The following is a 19,016-nucleotide window of genomic DNA, read 5'->3' as shown; positions in this document are numbered from 1 at the left end:
TAGAATGGATAACGTATTGCGATGAATGATCAATGACAAAGGAGCCCTTCATGTTCAAAGAAATTTGGTTCCCGCTCCTTGGCGGGTTGGCACTGTTTCTGTTTGGAATGAAAACGATGGAGCTTGCCCTTCATGCTTGGGCAGGCCCTTATTTGCATCGATTTCTGCACAGCTCGACCCGAACCCCGCTTCACGGTATGCTGTTCAGCACAGGCATGACAGCCGTGCTGCAAAGCAGCACAGCCATCACAGTCATAACGATTGGCTTGGTCAATGCAGGTATTATAAACTTCTCCCGCACGCTCGGCATCATATTAGGAACAAACATTGGCACCTGTTTGACGACTGAACTGATTGGTCTCAATATAAGTCAATTTGCAGCGCCGCTCCTCTATCTGTCCATAGCTGGATGGCTGATGGGAGCATTGGTCGATGAATATCAGCCTAGGCTTCTGCAACACTTTTCCTCTTGGATGCGGCCGCTCCAGTACGGATCTCTTGCCACAGCCGGCTTCGCCTTTATCATGCTGGGCATAGAGTGGATGAAGAAAATTAGCGAGCCGCTCCAGCAGCGCGGCTTATTCACATGGTTCCTAGAACGTTCAAGCGACAGTCTGCTCTGGGCTCTGGCTGCGGGCATCGTCATTACAGCGCTCGTGCACAGTAGTGCAGCAATCATTGCCATGGCGATGGGATTGTCAGCAACCGGAGCATTGCCTGTTGAAGTAGGCATCGCGATAGCAATCGGCTCTAATGTCGGCACCTGCTTCACCGCTGTCATCGCCTCTCTCGGCGGAACGAAAAGCGGCCAGTTCGTCGCCTGGTCCCACGTCACATTAAATATCGGTGGTGCCATCTTATTCTATCCCTTTATCAACCAAATTGGGCAGCTGAGCGCAGCTTTCTCCTCAGATGCAGCCGGCCAGATTGCACATGCCCAATCGATATTTAATATTGCGAGCTCCCTGCTGGCCCTGCCTTTGTGCTACTTGCCGGTATGGAGCCGAATCCGTTAATAATTGCAATGCCGGAGCTTGTTCCGATGCGCGTTGCACCAGCTTTAATCATTGCGAGGGCTGAGGCAGTGTCCCGAATACCGCCAGATGCCTTGACACCCAATCGAGAGGATACATGTGCCCGCAAAAGACGAATATCTTCGAGGGTTGCCCCGCCCTTGCCAAATCCAGTTGACGTCTTGACAAAATGAGCACCCGCCGCTTCTGAAGCTTTGCAAGCCGCAATTTTTTGCTCCGTATTAAGAATGCCCGTTTCCAATATGACCTTGACGATCGCGCGTCCTTCTACCATTCGAACGACCTGAGCAATATCCTGCTCCACAGCCTTCACATCTCCACGTAGAAGGCTTCCAATTTGCAGCACCATATCGATCTCAGCAGCCCCGTCCTCCACGGCACGGGCTGCTTCAAATGCCTTGGCTTGACTGGCAGTGGCCCCCAATGGGAACCCACATACCGCAGCCACATGCACACCTGTTCCATTCAGCAGTTGACGACAGGCTGATACCCAAAACCCGTTGACGCATACACTGTAAAAGTGGTATCGACTCGCCTCCGAGCACAGTTTCTCGATATCGCGCAATGCAGCCTCCGGCTTAAGCAAGGTGTGATCGATATATTGTGCCAATTGAAGTTGATCCGTCATGCATACTCTCTCCTTCCGGCAATGTGCAGAGGATTAAAGATTTACGGATACGGACAATTCTTCAAAAGCTTTTTGCAGGATGTGATCGTTGTTATCATATCCGAGCTCCCGCTGCTTCTCCCATGCTTCCTGTGGACGATACCACTCTACGCTGCGAATTTCCTCAATTTGCGCATGGTGCTTGCCTTCCTCTGCCTCAACGAGGAAATAATGCACCTCTTTATCAATTGTACCCGCTTGTGGTTGTACATATTGATAATAAATGGTATCGAGTTTTTTATCGATACGTCCATGAATCCCAGTCTCTTCCCATATTTCCCGCAAAGCAGTCTGTTCAATCGTCTCCCCTGCTTCCATCTTGCCTTTGGCTAGCGATATTTTGCCATAGCGATCTTGGATGAGCTGAATTTCCAGCTCTTCTCCTCTTCTGCGGTATACAACTCCTCCTGCTGATACTTCCTTCATATGCGCACCTCCATCAAATTCATAACTCGTATGTATATATCCTAACCGAAAAGAAAGAGGATTTCATCCATTCAGCCAAGCGCCAAACGGAGAATCCTCCTCGATTCCTTATTCAGTAGTTTCGGTTATTTGTGTCTGTAGTTTATTGCCGTTCATCTATTTCTGGCTGTCCTTCATGCTGCTGAACTGTACAATTAGGAAGCAACATTCGGCTCCTGACCGATGACGCGTGTAAGGACGCCTTGATTCTCATTCACGCCCGCTTCTGTAATTTTTACGCGGCAGACTTGGCCAATTAAGGATTCATCTCCTTCAAAGATCACTTGAAGGTAATTGTCCGAGTAACCCATCAGCATGCCAGCACCTTGGTCGCCTTTCGTATTCCGTTCCGGAATGACATCGACGACTTGTCCAACGAACTGCTTCGCGTATTCCAGCTGCATTTGTTCAGACAGATCAATCAGCTCATGAACGCGAGCATGCTTCACCTCTTCATCCACTTGATCCTCCATGCGCGCAGCCGGAGTACCTGTGCGCTTCGAATACGGGAATACGTGCATTTCAGAGAAGCCCACTTGCTTCATAAATTCATAGCTTTGACGGAAATGCTCATCCGTTTCGCCTGGGAAGCCAACAATAACGTCTGTCGTAATTGCCACATTCGGCATTGCCTCGCGTATGCGTGCAAGCTTCTCCGCGAATTCCTGTGTTGTATATTTGCGGCGCATGCGCTTCAACACTTCGTCATTGCCCGCTTGAAGCGGAATATGCAGGTGACGGCACATTTTCGAAGACTTGTTCAATACCTCGATCATGCGATCATCAATTTGGCTTGCCTCAATGGAGCTGATGCGAATGCGTTCAAGCCCCTCTACCTTGTCCAAATCCCACAGCAAGTCAGTCAAATCATAATTCTCCATATCGTCGCCGTAGCCGCCGGTATGAATTCCTGTCAAGACGATCTCCTTGTAGCCTGCCGCTACGAGCTGGCGAGCCTGATTCAACACACTCTCCGCTTCACGGCTGCGGGACAGACCGCGCGACCAAGGAATGATGCAGAATGTGCAGAAGTTGTTGCAGCCTTCTTGGATTTTCAAGAACGCGCGCGTCCGCTCTGCGAAATCTGGCACGTCCAATTCCTCGAACGCCCGAGTTTTCATAATATTCCGCACCGCATTGATCGGCTGGCGCTGCTCTTGCAGCTCACGGATGTAATCCATCAACTTTTCGCGATCCTGCGTTCCAATAACGAGATCGACGCCTGGAATATCAAGAATCTCAGCAGGCGATGTTTGCGCATAGCATCCTGTTACCGCAATAATTGCGTCTGGATTGCGACGCACAGCACGGCGAATAATTTGGCGGCTCTTCTTGTCGCCTGTATTCGTTACGGTACACGTATTAATCAGGTACACGTCTGCCGTCTGCTCGAAGTCTACCTGCTCATAGCCTTCATTTTTGAACAATTGCCAAATCGCTTCAGTATCGTAAAAATTGACTTTGCAGCCTAATGTGTAAAATGCTACTGATGGCATCGTTCACATTCCCCCCATTTCTCCAAATTGATACATGATGCAGGCACATGCAGCCATTCCTGCCGTTTCTGCCCGCAGAATGCGGCGGCCTAGGCTGACACATCGTGCTCCAGCTTCCACTGCGGAATGAATTTCCTGCGAAGTAAACCCGCCTTCTGGCCCAATGACAACCATAATGCGTGCTTGCTTCACTGTACGATTCTGCATGTCGCCCTCTGTAGGCGCGAACGCTTCTAATACGTCGCGCAGCATCGTACCCCGCTCATCCTCATAACAAATGAGCACAAGGTCATAAGAAGCAAACTGGGACATCAAAGCCTTCCAATTCATAGATGCTTCAATCGTGGGCACTACATTCCGATGAGACTGCTCAGCAGCCTCCTTCGCAATTTTGCCCCAACGCTCCAAGCGCTTTGCTTCCTTCTTGCTGTCATATTGTACAACCGTCCGTTCAGACACGAACGGCATGAAATGCACGGCACCAATCTCCGTGCATTTCTGAATGATAAGCTCCATTTTATCGCCTTTAGGCAAACTCTGCGCAATTGTCACTTGGACAGACGGCTCTCGGTCAAAGTCTCTCATTTCAACAATTCGAGCTTCTACCCCGTCCGCGCTGCATTGTTCAATCACGACGACCGCTTCACGCTTCTCTCCATCGCTGACCAATATCTCAGCTCCAGGCTTGAGGCGCATTACGTTCATAATATGGTGGGCATCATTGCCCGTAATTTGTATGCTTTCATCTCCGAACTGCTCGGAGGGCACAAAATATTTCTGCATCGTAATCAACATTCCTCATCATACACGTTTTGAGCGGCATCCGCCAGTATTGTCAACATTTTCACTCTAGTCATTGTAAGGACTCAGCCGTATCTTACATAGCCATTTTTAACTGCCTACGATGAACATGGCTGCTCTGGACATTTCCCTCATGATCGGCTGAATCAGACTGAACAAAGGCCCTAATGTCTTATCTCGCAATACCGGGATGAACACGATAAGCAAGAAGATAAAGATCGACCATTGCTCAATTTGCTGCAGCCGGGCACGAACATGAGACGGTGCCAAATCTTCTACAATTCGATAGCCGTCCAGCGGCGGCAGCGGAATTAAGTTGAACAAGAACAGCAGGATATTGTTCGAAATCAAGAAAGACAAGAAATAAAATAATGCCAAGTGAATCCGGTTGCCGGACTCCACATCGACGAATCCTAGTTTAAATCCTAAATGCAGCACCAATGTGCCAACAAATGCTAGTAATAGGTTGCTCAGCGGCCCGACTGCCGATACGACAATCCCCATTGTGCGCGGATTCTTGAAATTGTCCCGATTGACTGGAACAGGTCTTGCCCAACCGAAGCCAGCAATAACGAACAGCAGCATACCAAGAAAATCAATATGCTTCGTGGGATTCAAGCTGACACGGCCGAGCATCTTCGCTGTCGGATCACCGAACTTCCATGCGGAGTAAGCATGAGCAAATTCGTGAACGGTGAATGAAAGCAGCAGCGACAACACTAGAAAGGGCAGCAGCTCCAGCTTGACCACCAGCAGGCTATTTAGAAAATCCATAAAACGTCCCCTCTCCTTTATTCAAACGGCTTGCGCGCCACAAACGCAATCCAGTCCTCTTCACGATGCTTCGCTTCAATGATGAAGCCTTTCGCCAGCAAGTCCTGCTCTACGACGTCTTCTTTATTTTTGTAAATCCCTGACGCAATGTAAACACCGCCAGGCTGCAATGCTTCATATACATCCGTTACGAACAGCAGAATAATTTCCGCCAAAATATTAGCGACTACAATCTGGACAGGAAGCCGTACGCCAAGCGCCTGCTCTTCTGCAGTACCGCTCGTTTTGATAATGCTTAGCAGATCGCCCTCTCGTACGGTAATGGCGTCAGATAACCCGTTCAGGCTGGCGTTCTCCATCGCACTGGATACTGCCACCGGATCCAAATCAATTGCAAGCACATGCTTGGCGCCAAGCTTACAAGCACCGATTGCCAATATACCAGAGCCTGTCCCAACGTCAATGACTTCCTCTCCGCCTTGAACGACACTCTCCAAGGTGCGCAAGCATAGCGAAGTCGTCGGATGCGTCCCCGTTCCGAACGCCATGCCCGGATCCAGCTCAATAATCTGCTCACCCTCTTGCGCCGTATAGGACTCCCATGTTGGCTTGATTGTCAGCCGATCTGTTACGCGAGCTGGTTTGAAATATTGCTTCCATGCATTTGCCCATTCATCTTCATGAACCGTACGCCAAGTAATTAGTGCCTCACCCGGATCTATCTCATAGCTTCTCAGCTCTTCAATCCGCTCACGAATGATTGATTCAACTTCCTTCAAATCAGTGCCGTCTGCAAAATACCCTTGTACGACAGCTTGTCCTTCTGGGATATCGTTCAGCGGCAGCTCATACCATTCCCCATACTTTGTATCGCGCTCCTTGTTAAGGGTCCCCGATTCTTCAATCGTCACGCCTCCAGCGCCAGCTTCATGCAAAAAGTTCGATATCATCTCAATTGCTTCTTCGGTCGTATGTATCGTTAATTCATGCCAATGCACGATCGTACATCCTCCTATACATCTTAAAATAGCTACACATTCTATTTATTGTACACAAAAACAAAACTCCATACAACGAGCGTTCCTAATAGAACGCAATTGTCGTGGAGTTTTGCCTCTTTGCGTTGGTTCGATCAACGCATTATTCAACTGCTTAACGTTCGTTCTTCGCATTTCCAAGATGGTCGCGGATAAGCGCATATGCCCGATCCAGCACGTCATCCTCTACATCTGCGCTAATGAAATACCCATTGGTTCCAGCGGTTATCTGAATGTCTTGTCCCCGCAACGCCTCCAGCTTGCGTTCGCACATATCTGCGGCGGCGGCATGTTCAAAGGTAGCAATAATTCGTGTCACGACTGCTCTGCACGCTCATCAGCCTGCTTCGCGCGCTCCAACGCCTTCAAATCATCGCGATCCGCCTCTTCATATGAAAATTCCACATCCTCAAACTTGCCATCCGCTAGACCTGCTTGCTGATTCACAACCGCATCTGCTTTATCGCTGTATGAGCTTGCCGAACGGTTCGAAGTATTACGGAAATTGTTCATCGGTGCGCCTCCTTCGTGTTCATAATCGATACGCTTCCTCCATAACTTGAGTCAGTTTCCATCGGATTATGCACATTGGCAATCTTCCGCACTCCTAAACCCAATCATAGCTCCTCAGAACGAGGTTTAAATCCCCTATAGCTACTTTGCCAATACCGCAAACCTCTATCTAACAAGTTCCCGGAACTGCTGTAATACTGCAGAATGCGTTGGATTCATTGAGTATATACTCGAAAGGTTATCTTGATAGGATTTTCTACTTTCAAGGGACAACAAAAAAGAACCACAACATACGCACTGGTAATTTTAATGCGTGGTTGTGGCCCTTCTTTATGCCCCGACCGAAATGATGAACGTATACAATATGATAAAAGGTATAGACAATTCGGCCATTGCCAGCATGAAAGTATGATTAATCTCCGCGGAATGCACGCTTCATACGATCAAAGAACGATTCTTCATTTCCGCCGTAGTTCGGATGCTCGCCGCTCTTCTCCGCGAATTGACGCAGCAACTCTTTCTGCTCATCAGACAGCTTTGTCGGTGTCACGATGACAACCTTCACGTGTTGATCGCCTTGACCGGAACCACGCAGACGAGGAACCCCTTTGTTGCGCAAGCGGAAGAACGTTCCTGTTTGTGTACCTGCTGGTATTTTCAGCTTCACCTTTTCCGTCAGCGTCGGGATTTCGATCTCGTCGCCAAGCGCTGCTTGCGCGAACGTGAGCGGAATCTCGCAATAGATATCATCTCCGTCACGCTCGAAGAATTCGTGGCGCTTCACACGGATTACGATATACAAATCTCCGTTCGGACCGCCGCGAAGTCCACTTTCCCCTTCGCCGCTCATGCGCAGCTGTGCGCCATCATCGACACCTGCCGGAATGCGAACATGAATTTTGCGCTGCTTCTTTACAGTACCTGCGCCGTGGCAAGTCCCGCACTTTTCACGAATAATTTTGCCGCGCCCTTGACATGTCGAACAAGCACGACGGTTGACCATGCGGCCAAACGGCGTATTCTGTACGACTTCCTGCTGTCCAGTACCGTGGCAAGTCGTACACGCATCTGGCTTCGTCCCGGGCTTAGCTCCAGAGCCATAGCACGTGTCGCATTGCTCGGTACGCGGAATGGTAATGTCCATCTCTTTGCCAAATACAGCTTCCTTGAATTCGATTGTCATCGTGTACTGTAAATCGCCGCCGCGCTGCGGTGCGTTCGGATCCTTGCTGCGGCCACCGCCGCCGAAGAACATATCGAAGATATCGCCGAATCCGCCGAAGTCGCCCCCACCGGAGAAACCGCCGCCCATACCCTGGTTCGGATCGACATGACCATATTGGTCGTACATCGCCCGTTTTTGATTGTCGCTCAGCACATCGTACGCTTCTTTGACTTCCTTGAACTTGTCTTCTGCGTCCGCGGCCTTGTTGACATCCGGGTGATATTGGCGTGCGAGTTTGCGATACGCCTTCTTAATCTCGTCGTCGCCAGCACCTTTGGCAACGCCAAGCACTTCATAATAATCTCGTTTCGCCACTATTCCACCCCCATACGCTTTCGTAGCATACCTCTATAGAAGACTATACGAATTTGCTGCAAAAGGAAAGTCAAAGCCGAGTCTCCCGGCTTTGACCTCACCATCGAAAAGCTTATTTCTTGTCTTCGTCTACGACTTCATAATCAGCATCAACGACGTTGTCTTTCTTCGCTGCGCCTTGCTCTGGCTCTTGGCCTTGTGCCGCTTGCTGAGCTTGAGCAGCTTGCTCATACAGCTTTACAGACAACTGCTGTACGATTTGCGTCAACTCTTCTGTTGCTGCTTTGATCTCGTCAACGTTGTTGCTTTCGATTGCTTTTTTCACTTTCTCTTTTGCTTCGTTCGCTTTATCTACTTCAGCTTGGTCAACCTTGTCTCCCAAGTCTTTCAATGTTTTTTCAGTTGTGTATACCAATTGGTCAGCGCTGTTCTTCACTTCGACCATTTCTTTACGCTTGTTGTCTTCTTCCGCATGCATTTCTGCTTCCTTCATCATGCGGTCGATTTCCTCATCGTTCAAGCCGCTGGAGGAAGTGATTGTGATGTTTTGCGTCTTACCAGTACCTTTATCTTGTGCAGATACTTTTACGATACCATTCGCATCGATATCGAAGCTAACTTCGATTTGCGGTACACCGCGTGGAGCCGGTGGGATGTCCGCCAACATGAAGCGGCCGAGTGTTTTGTTGTCAGCAGCCATGGAGCGCTCACCTTGAAGAACGTGAATTTCTACGCTCGTTTGGTTGTCTGCATATGTCGAGAACACTTGCGATTTGCTTGTAGGAATCGTTGTGTTACGCTCGATCATTTTCGTGAATACGCCGCCCGCCGTTTCGATACCGAGGGACAGTGGCGTTACGTCGAGCAAGACAACGTCCTTCACATCGCCAGTCAATACGCCCGCTTGAACTGCTGCACCAAGTGCTACAACTTCGTCTGGGTTAACGCCTTTATGAGGCTCTTTACCAGTCAATTTCTTGATTGCTTCCTGTACAGCTGGAATACGAGTAGAACCGCCGACAAGAACAATCTTGTCAATGTCAGCAGGAGTCATGCCAGCATCTTGCATCGCTTGGCGAGTTGGTCCAAGTGTACGCTCTACCAAGTTCGCAGACAATTCTTCGAACTTCGCACGAGTCAAGTTTACTTCCAAGTGTTGAGGCACGCCATCAACAACCGTGATGAACGGCAAGCTGATTGTTGTCGTCAGCACACCGGACAATTCTTTTTTCGCTTTTTCTGCAGCATCTTTCAAACGCTGTACAGCTGCTTTGTCCTTAGCCAAGTCAATGCCATGCTCTTTCTTAAATTCTGCAGCCAAGTAGTCAATGATCACTTGGTCGAAGTCATCGCCGCCCAATTGGTTGTCACCGCTTGTTGCTTTAACTTCGAAGAAGCCATCGCCGAGTTCAAGGATCGATACGTCAAATGTACCGCCGCCCAAGTCGTATACGAGAATTGTTTGATCGTTTTCTTTGTCAGCGCCGTAAGCAAGTGCTGCTGCTGTTGGCTCGTTGACGATACGAAGCACTTCAAGACCTGCGATTTTACCAGCGTCCTTTGTTGCTTGACGTTGGGAATCGTTGAAGTAAGCAGGAACCGTAATTACCGCTTGTGTAACCGTTTGGCCCAAGTAAGCTTCCGCATCGGATTTCAATTTTTGCAAAATGATTGCGGAGAGTTCTTGCGGCGTGAAGTCTTTGCCGTCAATAGATGTTTTATGGTTTGTACCCATATGACGCTTAATGGAGATGACGGTGCGGTCAGGGTTCGTGATCGCTTGGCGCTTCGCCGTTTCACCAACAACACGCTCTCCGTCTTTTTTGAAACCTACTACGGAAGGGGTTGTGCGCGCGCCTTCCGGATTTGGGATAACGACAGCTTCGCCGCCTTCCATTACTGCAACGCAAGAGTTTGTTGTACCTAAGTCAATACCAATTACTTTACTCATGAGTATTTCCTCCTCTAACTTAACATGCAATCTCTAAATTGATGTGTCCATACAAATGCGGTGTTTACCCAGCTTGTACGTTCACGTTTATCCACTAACTTTGACCATTGCCGGACGCAGTACTTTGTCCTTCAGCATGTAGCCCTTTTGCAATTCTTCGACAACGACGCCTTCTTCAAATTCATCTGTGTCGACTGTCATTACCGCTTGATGGAATTCTGGATTGAAAGGCTGACCGACAGCTTCCATCGGCTTCACACCTTCCTGCTCCAGCACTTGGCCTAATTGGCGGAAAATCATGTCTACACCTTTAATGAATGATTCAGCCTCGCTAGACGCTTGTTCAGTTGCAAGCGCGCGCTCGAAGTTATCAAGCACCGGCAGCAGCTCGGTAACGAGCTTTGCGGATGCGTACTTTGCGAAATCTTCCTTCTCCTTCAACGTGCGGCGGCGGAAATTATCGAAATCCGCCTGTGCGCGCAGATAGCGCTGCTGATATTCCTCAGCCTCTGCTTTTGCTTTGGCAAGTTCAGCATCCTCCACTGCACCTTCGCTTGAAGAAGTATTCCCTTCGCCCGATTCCGCTGCCGCGTTCTCAGAAGCTGAAGTGTCTTCAGTATGATCATGGGCAGCTTGTGCCGCCTCTTCATTCATCGTTTCAGTAGTGATGCTTTCTTCTTGTTCTGGGTTCAACCCCTTCACCTCCCCTTTATAGTTCAAAGCCTTCATTTATAGTAACTTTACATTGTTACCTATCATCAAGTGATGAGGTCACGAATCAGGTTTGTGCTCTCATCTTAATCACGGTATGTATGCGAAGCACTGCAGCAGCTACTTCTCCTGCTGCACGCAGCGCATGAAGCTTGACTGCCGCTGGATCATAAATGCCAGCTTGTGCATAATCGAGCAGCGCTCCTGAATCGCAGTCAATGCCAATTGCATCATTGTTCGAAGCAATTTGTGCTGCACGCGCTTCCTCCAGCTTCTCAAGCGGGTTGAAGCCGGCATTGAGTACGATCTGCGCCATCGGCTTGCGCAGCGCCTGAGCAACGGCAGCGATGCCGAATGCCTCCATGCCGCGCACACTCTCGCGGTAGCGCTCCAGCCGATAGGCTAGCGCTACCTCTGTGGTGCCTCCGCCTGGAAGCACGCCGCCCTGAATGGCGGCCTGCAGCGCGGAGGCTGCATCTTGGGCGATGCGCGCTCGCTCGCCCACCACCTCGCGCGTGCTTGCGCCAACGATGAGCGTCACCTGCGGGCGCTGCGGCGCCGAAGCCGGATCCGGGACGGAGCCGGCTTCGGCGTTCCGGGCTGTGTGGCCCGGCGCTGCCGGGGCATACAGCCGTACGCGCTCCAGGCGCTCATCGTAGCGAACGCAAGCGGTGCGCCCGAGCAATGGCTCAAGCACGTCCCGCTGCTTCGCTAGCGCGGTACGCTTCAGCGGCTTGGCGCCGCTCAGACGGCAGACCCGCATGATATCCTCACGGCTCACTCGCTGCACGACCATCATATCGTGATCCAAACAATATTGTTCCGCATCCGGATGAATTCCACGCTCCAGCACGATGAAGCCTACACCAAGCTCATGCAGTTGCTCAAGCATTTGCATGAAACGAGCCTGTTCTGCCATATACTGCTGAAAACCCGCTTCTGTCGTGAGAAGCTGTTCGTCGAGCGACACCGGCTCCAGACTGTCCTGCAATACGAGAACGCGGCAGTTCAAGCGCTCCGGCAACCAATCCCGCTGCAGTGGCTTCTGCTTGAGCATCACGCCATGGAACCACTCATTGACAGCCTTCTCATGTGCGACAATGCTGTCTGCATACCGATAATTCGGCTGCTTTAGCTGTTCCCAGCCTACCGCCTGTCCGGCTTCCAGTACGAGCTTCACAATATCGTCCTGCTCTCGTCCTGCAATATGTACGGCTCGGTAAAGCCGCTCATCATTCCATCCTTCAAGCGGTACCGCCCGATGACGGAGTTCTTCGCAAGCAGCAGAAATGCCGTGCATCAGCCCAGTAACAACCTTTGCGGCTGGAACACCCCGTGTCACCTGAGCTACCCCTTCTTGCACGAGCGCACCAGCGAGCACAGTAGCCGTGGTCGTACCGTCGCCTACTTCATGTTGTTGTGCTCGAGCCACCTGAATGAGCAGCTTGGCCGCCGGGTGGGACACGTCCATCTTTTCTAAGATCGTAACCCCATCATTCGTGATAATAACCTCTCCGTCGCCTCCAACGAGCATGACGTCGAGCCCCTTAGGCCCAAGCGTTCCTTCTACTGCTGCGCACAAGGCGCGAACAGCCCCTGCATTATTGAGAAGCGTCGCATAACGCTCATCGGTCTCTTGCACATGTCCGCTTGCTTGAGTCATGACGACGCCCCCTTTTCCCTGCTACCTTATTTATTCGAGCGCTGCGAAAGCAGCGCGAATTGATTCGACAAATGGTTCATCAAGTTAATAACCTTCGCATACTCCATGCGCGTCGGACCTAATACGCCTATCGTTCCAAGTGTCTGTCCGTCAATGGTATAAGTCGCTGTAACTAAGCTGCAGTTGGCAATCGCCTCATGCGGGTTCTCTTGCCCAATTCGGACTTGAATCCCGGTTGGCGCGCTGCCGACGACTTTAATGAGCGTTGGCGTTTCCTCTAAAAGCTCCCAGATCGTCTTAATTTTGTCGACATCCTTGAATTCAGGCTGTGCCAGCATATTCGTTGTACCGCTCAAGAACACCTCGCGGTGATTGTCTTCACCAACGAGCACACTTTCAACAAGCGTCATTAGCTCTTGCACATGAGAAACATATCTGCCCATCTCATTTCCCACTTCGGTATACAATTGAGAACGAAGCTTATATAAAGGAACGCCGACTAGTTTCGCGTTCAGCAAGTTGACAACCTGTTCCAGCTCCGACACCGATATTCCCGGCGGAATTGGCACTGTCTTATTCTCTACATGTCCTGTATTGGTTACAACAATTGCGACTGCTGTATCCTCATTCAGCGGAAGCAGCTGAAAATGGCGGAAGGAAGCTTCAAATACTTCCGGGCCAAGCGCAATCGACGTATAGTTTGTCATCTGCGATAATATCGAAGCCGTATGCTGCACGATTTCTTCCATTGCCGTTATTTTTTCCGCGAACGCAGATTTCAATCGGCTGACTTCTTCACCCGACAACCTTTCCAACTGGACTAAGTTGTCGACGTAGTAGCGATATCCCTTTTGAGAAGGAATGCGCCCTGCAGACGTATGCGGCTGCTCCAAGAACCCAAGCTCTTCCAAGTCGGCCATTTCATTGCGAATAGTTGCCGGACTAAATCCGACATCGCCGCGCTTGGAAATGCTGCGGGAACCTACAGGCTCCGCAAAACGGATATAATCATCTATGATGGCGTTCAAAATCATACGTTGGCGTTCCGTCAACATGCGCATTCCCTCCTCGTGAATGTTCTGGCTGTAGTCGTTAGCACTCATCAGCGTCGAGTGCTAACCGTTAATACAAAAATACCAAACGGACGAGACCATTGTCAAGTCAGTTCGGTACTTTGGGCGTGCCTATTTTATATGCAGGCAGTATTCAGTATTATTCCTGATCGTATAAATCAGGTTTGATGTCAGACCACTATATCTGAAGGACTTTTTTCAGGAGATTCTGTCTGTCGAATATTTTAAAATCAACTAAATTTTTTAGGAGGTTCTGTATTCTCTGATCAAGAGAATTTTTCAGGGTATTTATTTGATCGTCATTACAATTTTAGGTGTATTAAAAGTTCCAATGACAGTAGTTTGGGGCAGAGAAATAAAGTAATAAAAGGACGGATAGCATTTTATCTTTCATCACGTTTAACGAATAGGGTATGTGAAGTCATCCGATGTGGCCCTAATTCCAATCAACCCACGACGATCTCTTATTTGGCTCAGTATTGGGTTCGCCCCACATCGATCAAAATAGTACTGTAATCCATTAGAAAAATCCATGTGTCCTAAAGGGAGTTCATTTATTTCCATAATAAATACACAAACAAATTGAGAAGATAATGATTATAAGGAGGTGATAAAATATGAACAATCAAACAAAATATACAAATACAGAGAACTCTGAACAAATTTCCTCCTTTGCAGGGAGCCCGTGTCAAGAACCAGGGGCTAGTGTTTGTAGAGGTGATATTCGGTACGTTTGTAGAGGTGGTCGTTGGCAATCTACAGGTCGCTTTTGTCAGGAGGATAATCTGTCACAAAGCCTCGAACAAAATTTTCCCGATGATATGGGCCCATGTGAACAAGAAGGGTCTACAACTTGTATTGGTGATATAAGATTTACATGTAAAAATGGTCGTTGGAAACCTACCTACGATTATTGTCAGAGTGATAATACACCAACATAAATATCGCTTTTGACACAAGTTTGTTTGTCTTATCAACCTTTGCAGTAATTAACTTCCGGGAACGTTACATTTATCACCGAGATTTCCATCTCTACGTAGAACTTATATAAAAACGTAAAGGTTTCAGGATGTCGATAAAGTCTCGATAGCCTGAGGATGCCTTTCTCGAGGCATCCTTTTTTTTATAACAGCAAATACTCTTGTCGCTTCACGGGAATGCATGGCTATCCAGCCATTGTATTTCATGTCGGCTTAATTTTTTCAGCATCTCTGCTATCGAATATCCAAAGTTCCCCCTTTTCCCCGGGGGTCTGACCTGCAATTCCCTCTCGACCTCACAATATCAATCCAACACCCTCATCACTGCGATCTCATCACAGCATTGGCGCTTGTTGCAATGAATGCAATCCGTCCATACCTTCTCTGGGAAAATCTCTTTTTCTACAATTTCAAAGCCATTTTTCTGAAAAAATTTCGACTCATACGTTAAGGCCATAACCTTCGGAATGGCTCGTTCCCTTGCTTCGGTAAGCAGTTCGTCTACTAAGCGTGTGCCAATGCCTTTTCCTTTATAATCAGGCGATATGCCTAATGAACGGATTTCGACCAAATCAGCTCCAAGCTGGCAGAGCGAACCGCAGCCAATGAGCTCTCCTTCCCATTCGGCAACGATAAAGTGCTGAATCTGCTTCGCCAGCACCTCTCTGGAACGAGGAAGCATAATTCCCTGCTGTGCATAGAATTGAATAAGCTCTGCCAATGACTCAATATCGTTCTCATCTGCCTTCCGAATCGTTGCTACCACGGTATAGTCCCCCCAACCCAATCTCTATATACGGATGTACATTTCTGATCGACTCAAAAATATGTATGTATTAATATACATGCAACCGCATAAATTATCAAGACTATTTTTACCTGCTTCTTCCTTATATTTGACTGTTGTTGAACCTTTTTACGAAAATAAAAAAACGAGCAAGAGAAACATATCCATGTTCTCAAGCTCGTTTTTTCTACTATTGTCTTATCTCACAGCACACATGCAATTGACAGGATACCTTTAAACGTTTGCGGCCAGCCCCTTATCGTAATGCACACCATTCCATCTATTATTCTTTAGCTGTCAGCGTTCCTACAAAATCACCAAATACGTTATTTCCGAACAACAGTCCTTGCTCTGTCAACCGATAACCGTCATCCGTAGCCTCTATCAAGCCCTGCATCAGCAAGCGGCGGATTGGATCCGAAAACACCTTATCCAACAAAGCACCATTGAACTGTGATGCAAAGCGAGCGCTGCTTACTCCCTCGAGCAACCGAAGGCCAACCATCATGAAGTCTTCCATTGCTTCGTTCTCATCAATTGTGAACGTATCGAGTCTTGGCAAGCCCTGCCTGCAGGCCTCTACATACGGGTTCACGCCTTTAATGTTCAGATGGCGACATCGATTGACATATCCATGTGCCCCTGCTCCAATACCATAGTAATCCTCATTGCGCCAATATACCGTGTTATGACGACTTTCAAATCCAGGCTTCGCAAAGTTACTGATCTCATATTGCTCATAGCCTGCTGCCTTCATCCGCTCCATAATGAGCATATACATATCCAGTTCATCCTCTTCACTCGGAAGCGGAAGCTCATTGCGGTGGTACATAGCATGGAAGAGAGTGTTTTCTTCTACCTTCAGACTATATATAGACAAATGGGGCAGATTTAATTCCAATGCCTTCGTTACACTATGATCAAGCATTTCAACCGTCTGGTTTGGCAAGCCAAACATCAAATCGATCGACATATTGCTGAAGCCTGCCTTATGTGCATTCTCAATACTGCGGTACACATCATCCGTATTATGAATGCGGCCTATACCGTGGAGAAGGTCATTGTTGAACGACTGAACGCCGAAGCTGATCCGGTTCACGCCTCCATCACGCATTGCCCGCAGCTTGTCTAAGTCAGTCGTTCCTGGGTTCGATTCCATGCTGAACTCAATGGCCTGGCTCCAGTTCGGAAACGCCTTGCGAACCGATTCCAAAAAGTAAGACATTTGATCGGGTGTCAAGACCGTCGGGGTACCGCCGCCTACAAATATCGTGTCAATAACACCTGGAGGATGCTGCTCTACTGTATGCGCCATCTCCTGCTCCATCGCCCGCAAATAATCCATAACAGGCTGTCCTTTCAGTACATAGGAGTTAAAGTCACAGTAATGGCATTTGTTCGTACAAAATGGAATATGAATATATACCGCGCGTGGAGCACGTGCCGGTATTATTGCTTGCTCTGGTGAAGGTTGATTCGCCGGCATGGCGAGACCCTCCTTTCATGGCTGAATGACACCAGCCTATCTATAATGATGATCTTTCTAAAAAAGAGGAGGCGTTTCGCCCCCTCCTCCGAATTAGTTATCGTCGATTTTCAATACGGCCATGAACGCTTCCTGCGGCACCTCAACGCTGCCGACCTGCTTCATGCGCTTCTTCCCTTCCTTCTGCTTCTCAAGAAGCTTCCGTTTACGGGAAATATCGCCGCCGTAGCATTTTGCGAGTACGTTTTTACGCATTGCCTTAACGGTTTCACGCGCAATGATCTTTGTTCCGATAGATGCCTGAACCGGAACTTCGAACATTTGTCGCGGAATAAGCCCGCGCAGCTTCTCACAAATGAGTTTACCGCGATGGTATGCGCGATCCTTGTGTACGATAACAGACAATGCATCGACTTGCTCGTTGTTAAGCATGATATCCATCTTCACAAGATTAGACTTGCGGTATCCGGATAGTTCATAGTCGAAGGATGCATATCCTTTTGTGCTTGACTTCAATTGATCGAAGAAGTCATATACAATCTCCGACAATGGAATTTGATACGTAATCGTTACACGAGTCGTATCCAGATACTGCATATCAACGAATTCACCGCGCTTGCCTTGGCACAGCTCCATAATCGCTCCAACGAAATCGTTAGGCACGATAATAGATGCTTTGACATAAGGTTCTTCTACAAAATCGATCTTGCCCTGCTCTGGATAATTTGAAGGGTTATCGATGTCTAAAGAAGTGCCATTCGTCAGCGTAACGCGATAAATAACGCTTGGTGCAGTCGTAATGAGCGGAATATTGAATTCACGCTCAATTCTCTCCTGGATAATCTCCATGTGCAGAAGACCAAGGAAACCACAGCGGAAGCCAAAACCAAGCGCTGAGGACGTTTCTGGTTCAAATGTAAGAGACGCATCATTCAATTGCAGCTTCTCCAGCGCCTCCCGCAAATCATTGTAGTCCGACGTCTCGATCGGATACAAGCCGCAGAATACCATTGGATTGATACGACGGTAACCTGGAAGTGGCTCCGCAGTAGGATGCTTCGCATCGGTTATCGTATCACCTACACGAGTATCTCCTACATTCTTAATGCCCGCAACAACAAAACCAACATCACCAACATTAAGCTCGTCGACGATCGACATGCGCGGCTTAAACGCACCAACCTCGATAACTTCAAATGTTTTGTTCGTTGCCATCATTTTAATTTTGCTGCCTGCACGAATCGCGCCATCAATGACACGAACGTACACGATAACACCTTTGTACGGGTCATAGTGGGAATCGAAGATGAGCGCCTTAAGCGGCTCTTCTGGGTCTCCCGTTGGAGCAGGTACTTTCTGAACTACTTGCTCCAAAATTTCCTTGATTCCGATACCCGCTTTGGCAGAGGCATGAACAGCCTCAGAGCAGTCCAGCCCAATTACTTCTTCGATCTCCTGCTTTACACGTTCAGGCTCCGCACTTGGAAGATCGATCTTGTTGATGACCGGAATGATCTCCAAGTCATTGTCAAGCGCCAAATATACATTCGCCAGCGTCTGAGCTTCAATCCCTTGTGCAGCATCTACAACGAGCAGCGCCCCTTCACATGCTGCCAAGCTGCGAGATACTTCGTACGTGAAGTCGACGTGTCCCGGTGTATCGATCAAGTTCAGGATGTACTCTTCTCCGTCGTCTGCTTTGTAGCTCAAGCGTACAGCCTGTAGTTTAATCGTAATTCCCCGCTCACGCTCCAGATCCATCTGGTCAAGTACTTGAGCTTGCATTTCACGGGACGTTAAAGCCCCCGTATATTCTAATATCCGGTCGGCGAGTGTAGATTTGCCATGGTCAATATGTGCTATGATGCAAAAATTCCGAATTTTCTTTTGTCGTGACAGCAATTCCGTCATTCGATTTCAATACCCCCACCACTATGCCAAGATTCAATTTATTTATTATACCGGAATGACCCTCTAACAGCAATGGGGGCATACAATCCTCTCTGACATGACCATTTTTGCCGAGAACCGCTGAAGG

At 48.6% G+C, this 19,016-nt stretch carries 18 protein-coding genes; 2 read left to right on the top strand and 16 right to left on the bottom strand.

The window, feature by feature from the left end:
* The first annotated feature begins 50 nt into the window (after window positions 1-50).
* Window positions 51-1,016 carry a Na/Pi cotransporter family protein gene (locus NO352_RS04035; RefSeq protein ID WP_289354955.1) on the top strand — a complete coding sequence of 322 codons (966 nt, stop codon included), beginning with the start codon at window positions 51-53 and terminating at the stop codon, window positions 1,014-1,016.
* Here NO352_RS04035 and deoC read toward each other — a convergent pair.
* From deoC to hrcA, 13 genes are all read right to left on the bottom strand, one after another.
* Complete coding sequence (gene deoC / locus NO352_RS04030; protein ID WP_289354954.1) at window positions 949-1,662, bottom strand: deoxyribose-phosphate aldolase; 714 nt, start codon at window positions 1,660-1,662, stop codon at window positions 949-951. The two genes, NO352_RS04035 and deoC, sit on opposite strands and share 68 nt — an antisense overlap.
* A gap of 33 nt (window positions 1,663-1,695) precedes the next feature.
* Window positions 1,696-2,127, bottom strand: a complete 432-nt coding sequence (locus tag NO352_RS04025; RefSeq protein WP_289354953.1) for an NUDIX hydrolase — start codon at window positions 2,125-2,127, stop codon at window positions 1,696-1,698.
* A 194-nt stretch (window positions 2,128-2,321) separates the two neighbouring features.
* Window positions 2,322-3,662 carry a tRNA (N(6)-L-threonylcarbamoyladenosine(37)-C(2))-methylthiotransferase MtaB gene (mtaB, locus tag NO352_RS04020; protein WP_005547900.1) on the bottom strand — a complete coding sequence of 447 codons (1,341 nt, stop codon included), beginning with the start codon at window positions 3,660-3,662 and terminating at the stop codon, window positions 2,322-2,324.
* A 3-nt stretch (window positions 3,663-3,665) separates the two neighbouring features.
* Entirely contained in the window at window positions 3,666-4,445 is a 780-nt protein-coding gene (locus tag NO352_RS04015) for a 16S rRNA (uracil(1498)-N(3))-methyltransferase (RefSeq protein WP_005547898.1), read from the bottom strand.
* Between the two features lie 108 nt (window positions 4,446-4,553).
* The gene (locus tag NO352_RS04010; RefSeq protein WP_005547896.1) at window positions 4,554-5,237 is read right to left on the bottom strand and encodes a site-2 protease family protein; all 684 of its coding nucleotides are present in this window, start codon (window positions 5,235-5,237) and stop codon (window positions 4,554-4,556) included.
* A 17-nt stretch (window positions 5,238-5,254) separates the two neighbouring features.
* A complete protein-coding gene (gene prmA, locus NO352_RS04005; protein WP_005547894.1) occupies window positions 5,255-6,235 on the bottom strand; it encodes a 50S ribosomal protein L11 methyltransferase in 981 nt (326 codons plus the stop codon).
* 154 nt (window positions 6,236-6,389) lie between these two features.
* The gene (locus tag NO352_RS04000; protein ID WP_289354952.1) at window positions 6,390-6,593 is read right to left on the bottom strand and encodes a hypothetical protein; all 204 of its coding nucleotides are present in this window, start codon (window positions 6,591-6,593) and stop codon (window positions 6,390-6,392) included.
* Window positions 6,590-6,787: a YfhD family protein gene (locus tag NO352_RS03995; protein WP_005547892.1), complete on the bottom strand. Its 198-nt coding sequence runs from the start codon at window positions 6,785-6,787 to the stop codon at window positions 6,590-6,592. The genes NO352_RS04000 and NO352_RS03995 overlap by 4 nt, the downstream gene beginning before the upstream one ends.
* Before the next feature lie 412 nt (window positions 6,788-7,199).
* Complete coding sequence (gene dnaJ / locus NO352_RS03990) at window positions 7,200-8,330, bottom strand: molecular chaperone DnaJ (RefSeq protein WP_040736000.1); 1,131 nt, start codon at window positions 8,328-8,330, stop codon at window positions 7,200-7,202.
* Window positions 8,331-8,439: 109 nt separating this feature from the next.
* Window positions 8,440-10,278 (bottom strand): molecular chaperone DnaK, encoded by a 1,839-nt coding sequence (dnaK, locus tag NO352_RS03985; RefSeq protein WP_163975897.1) that lies wholly within the window; start codon window positions 10,276-10,278, stop codon window positions 8,440-8,442.
* A gap of 87 nt (window positions 10,279-10,365) precedes the next feature.
* Complete coding sequence (gene grpE / locus NO352_RS03980) at window positions 10,366-11,007, bottom strand: nucleotide exchange factor GrpE (RefSeq protein ID WP_412071076.1); 642 nt, start codon at window positions 11,005-11,007, stop codon at window positions 10,366-10,368.
* A gap of 49 nt (window positions 11,008-11,056) precedes the next feature.
* The gene (locus NO352_RS03975; protein WP_005547888.1) at window positions 11,057-12,652 is read right to left on the bottom strand and encodes a TCP-1/cpn60 chaperonin family protein; all 1,596 of its coding nucleotides are present in this window, start codon (window positions 12,650-12,652) and stop codon (window positions 11,057-11,059) included.
* Window positions 12,653-12,678: 26 nt separating this feature from the next.
* Window positions 12,679-13,707 (bottom strand): heat-inducible transcriptional repressor HrcA, encoded by a 1,029-nt coding sequence (gene hrcA, locus NO352_RS03970; protein WP_262866999.1) that lies wholly within the window; start codon window positions 13,705-13,707, stop codon window positions 12,679-12,681.
* A 635-nt stretch (window positions 13,708-14,342) separates the two neighbouring features.
* On the opposite strand from hrcA, the gene NO352_RS03965 reads away from it, so the two are divergent.
* Window positions 14,343-14,666, top strand: coding sequence for a hypothetical protein (locus NO352_RS03965; RefSeq protein WP_241734607.1), 324 nt, complete (start codon window positions 14,343-14,345; stop codon window positions 14,664-14,666).
* Window positions 14,667-15,009: 343 nt separating this feature from the next.
* Here the strand turns inward: NO352_RS03965 and NO352_RS03960 are convergent, their stop codons facing one another.
* From NO352_RS03960 to lepA, 3 genes are all read right to left on the bottom strand, one after another.
* The gene (locus tag NO352_RS03960) at window positions 15,010-15,471 is read right to left on the bottom strand and encodes an N-acetyltransferase (protein WP_163975904.1); all 462 of its coding nucleotides are present in this window, start codon (window positions 15,469-15,471) and stop codon (window positions 15,010-15,012) included.
* A 304-nt stretch (window positions 15,472-15,775) separates the two neighbouring features.
* On the bottom strand, window positions 15,776-16,978 hold the full coding sequence (hemW, locus tag NO352_RS03955; protein WP_005547871.1) for a radical SAM family heme chaperone HemW: 1,203 nt from the start codon (window positions 16,976-16,978) through the stop codon (window positions 15,776-15,778).
* Window positions 16,979-17,071: 93 nt separating this feature from the next.
* Window positions 17,072-18,889, bottom strand: coding sequence for a translation elongation factor 4 (gene lepA / locus NO352_RS03950; RefSeq protein WP_005547870.1), 1,818 nt, complete (start codon window positions 18,887-18,889; stop codon window positions 17,072-17,074).
* Window positions 18,890-19,016: the final 127 nt, after the last annotated feature.

This window comes from Paenibacillus sp. S-12 (assembly GCF_030363895.1).
Classification (GTDB): domain Bacteria; phylum Bacillota; class Bacilli; order Paenibacillales; family Paenibacillaceae; genus Paenibacillus_B; species Paenibacillus_B alvei.
Note: the sequence above shows the minus strand (reverse complement) of the source record. Positions and strands in the feature narration are given on the sequence as shown.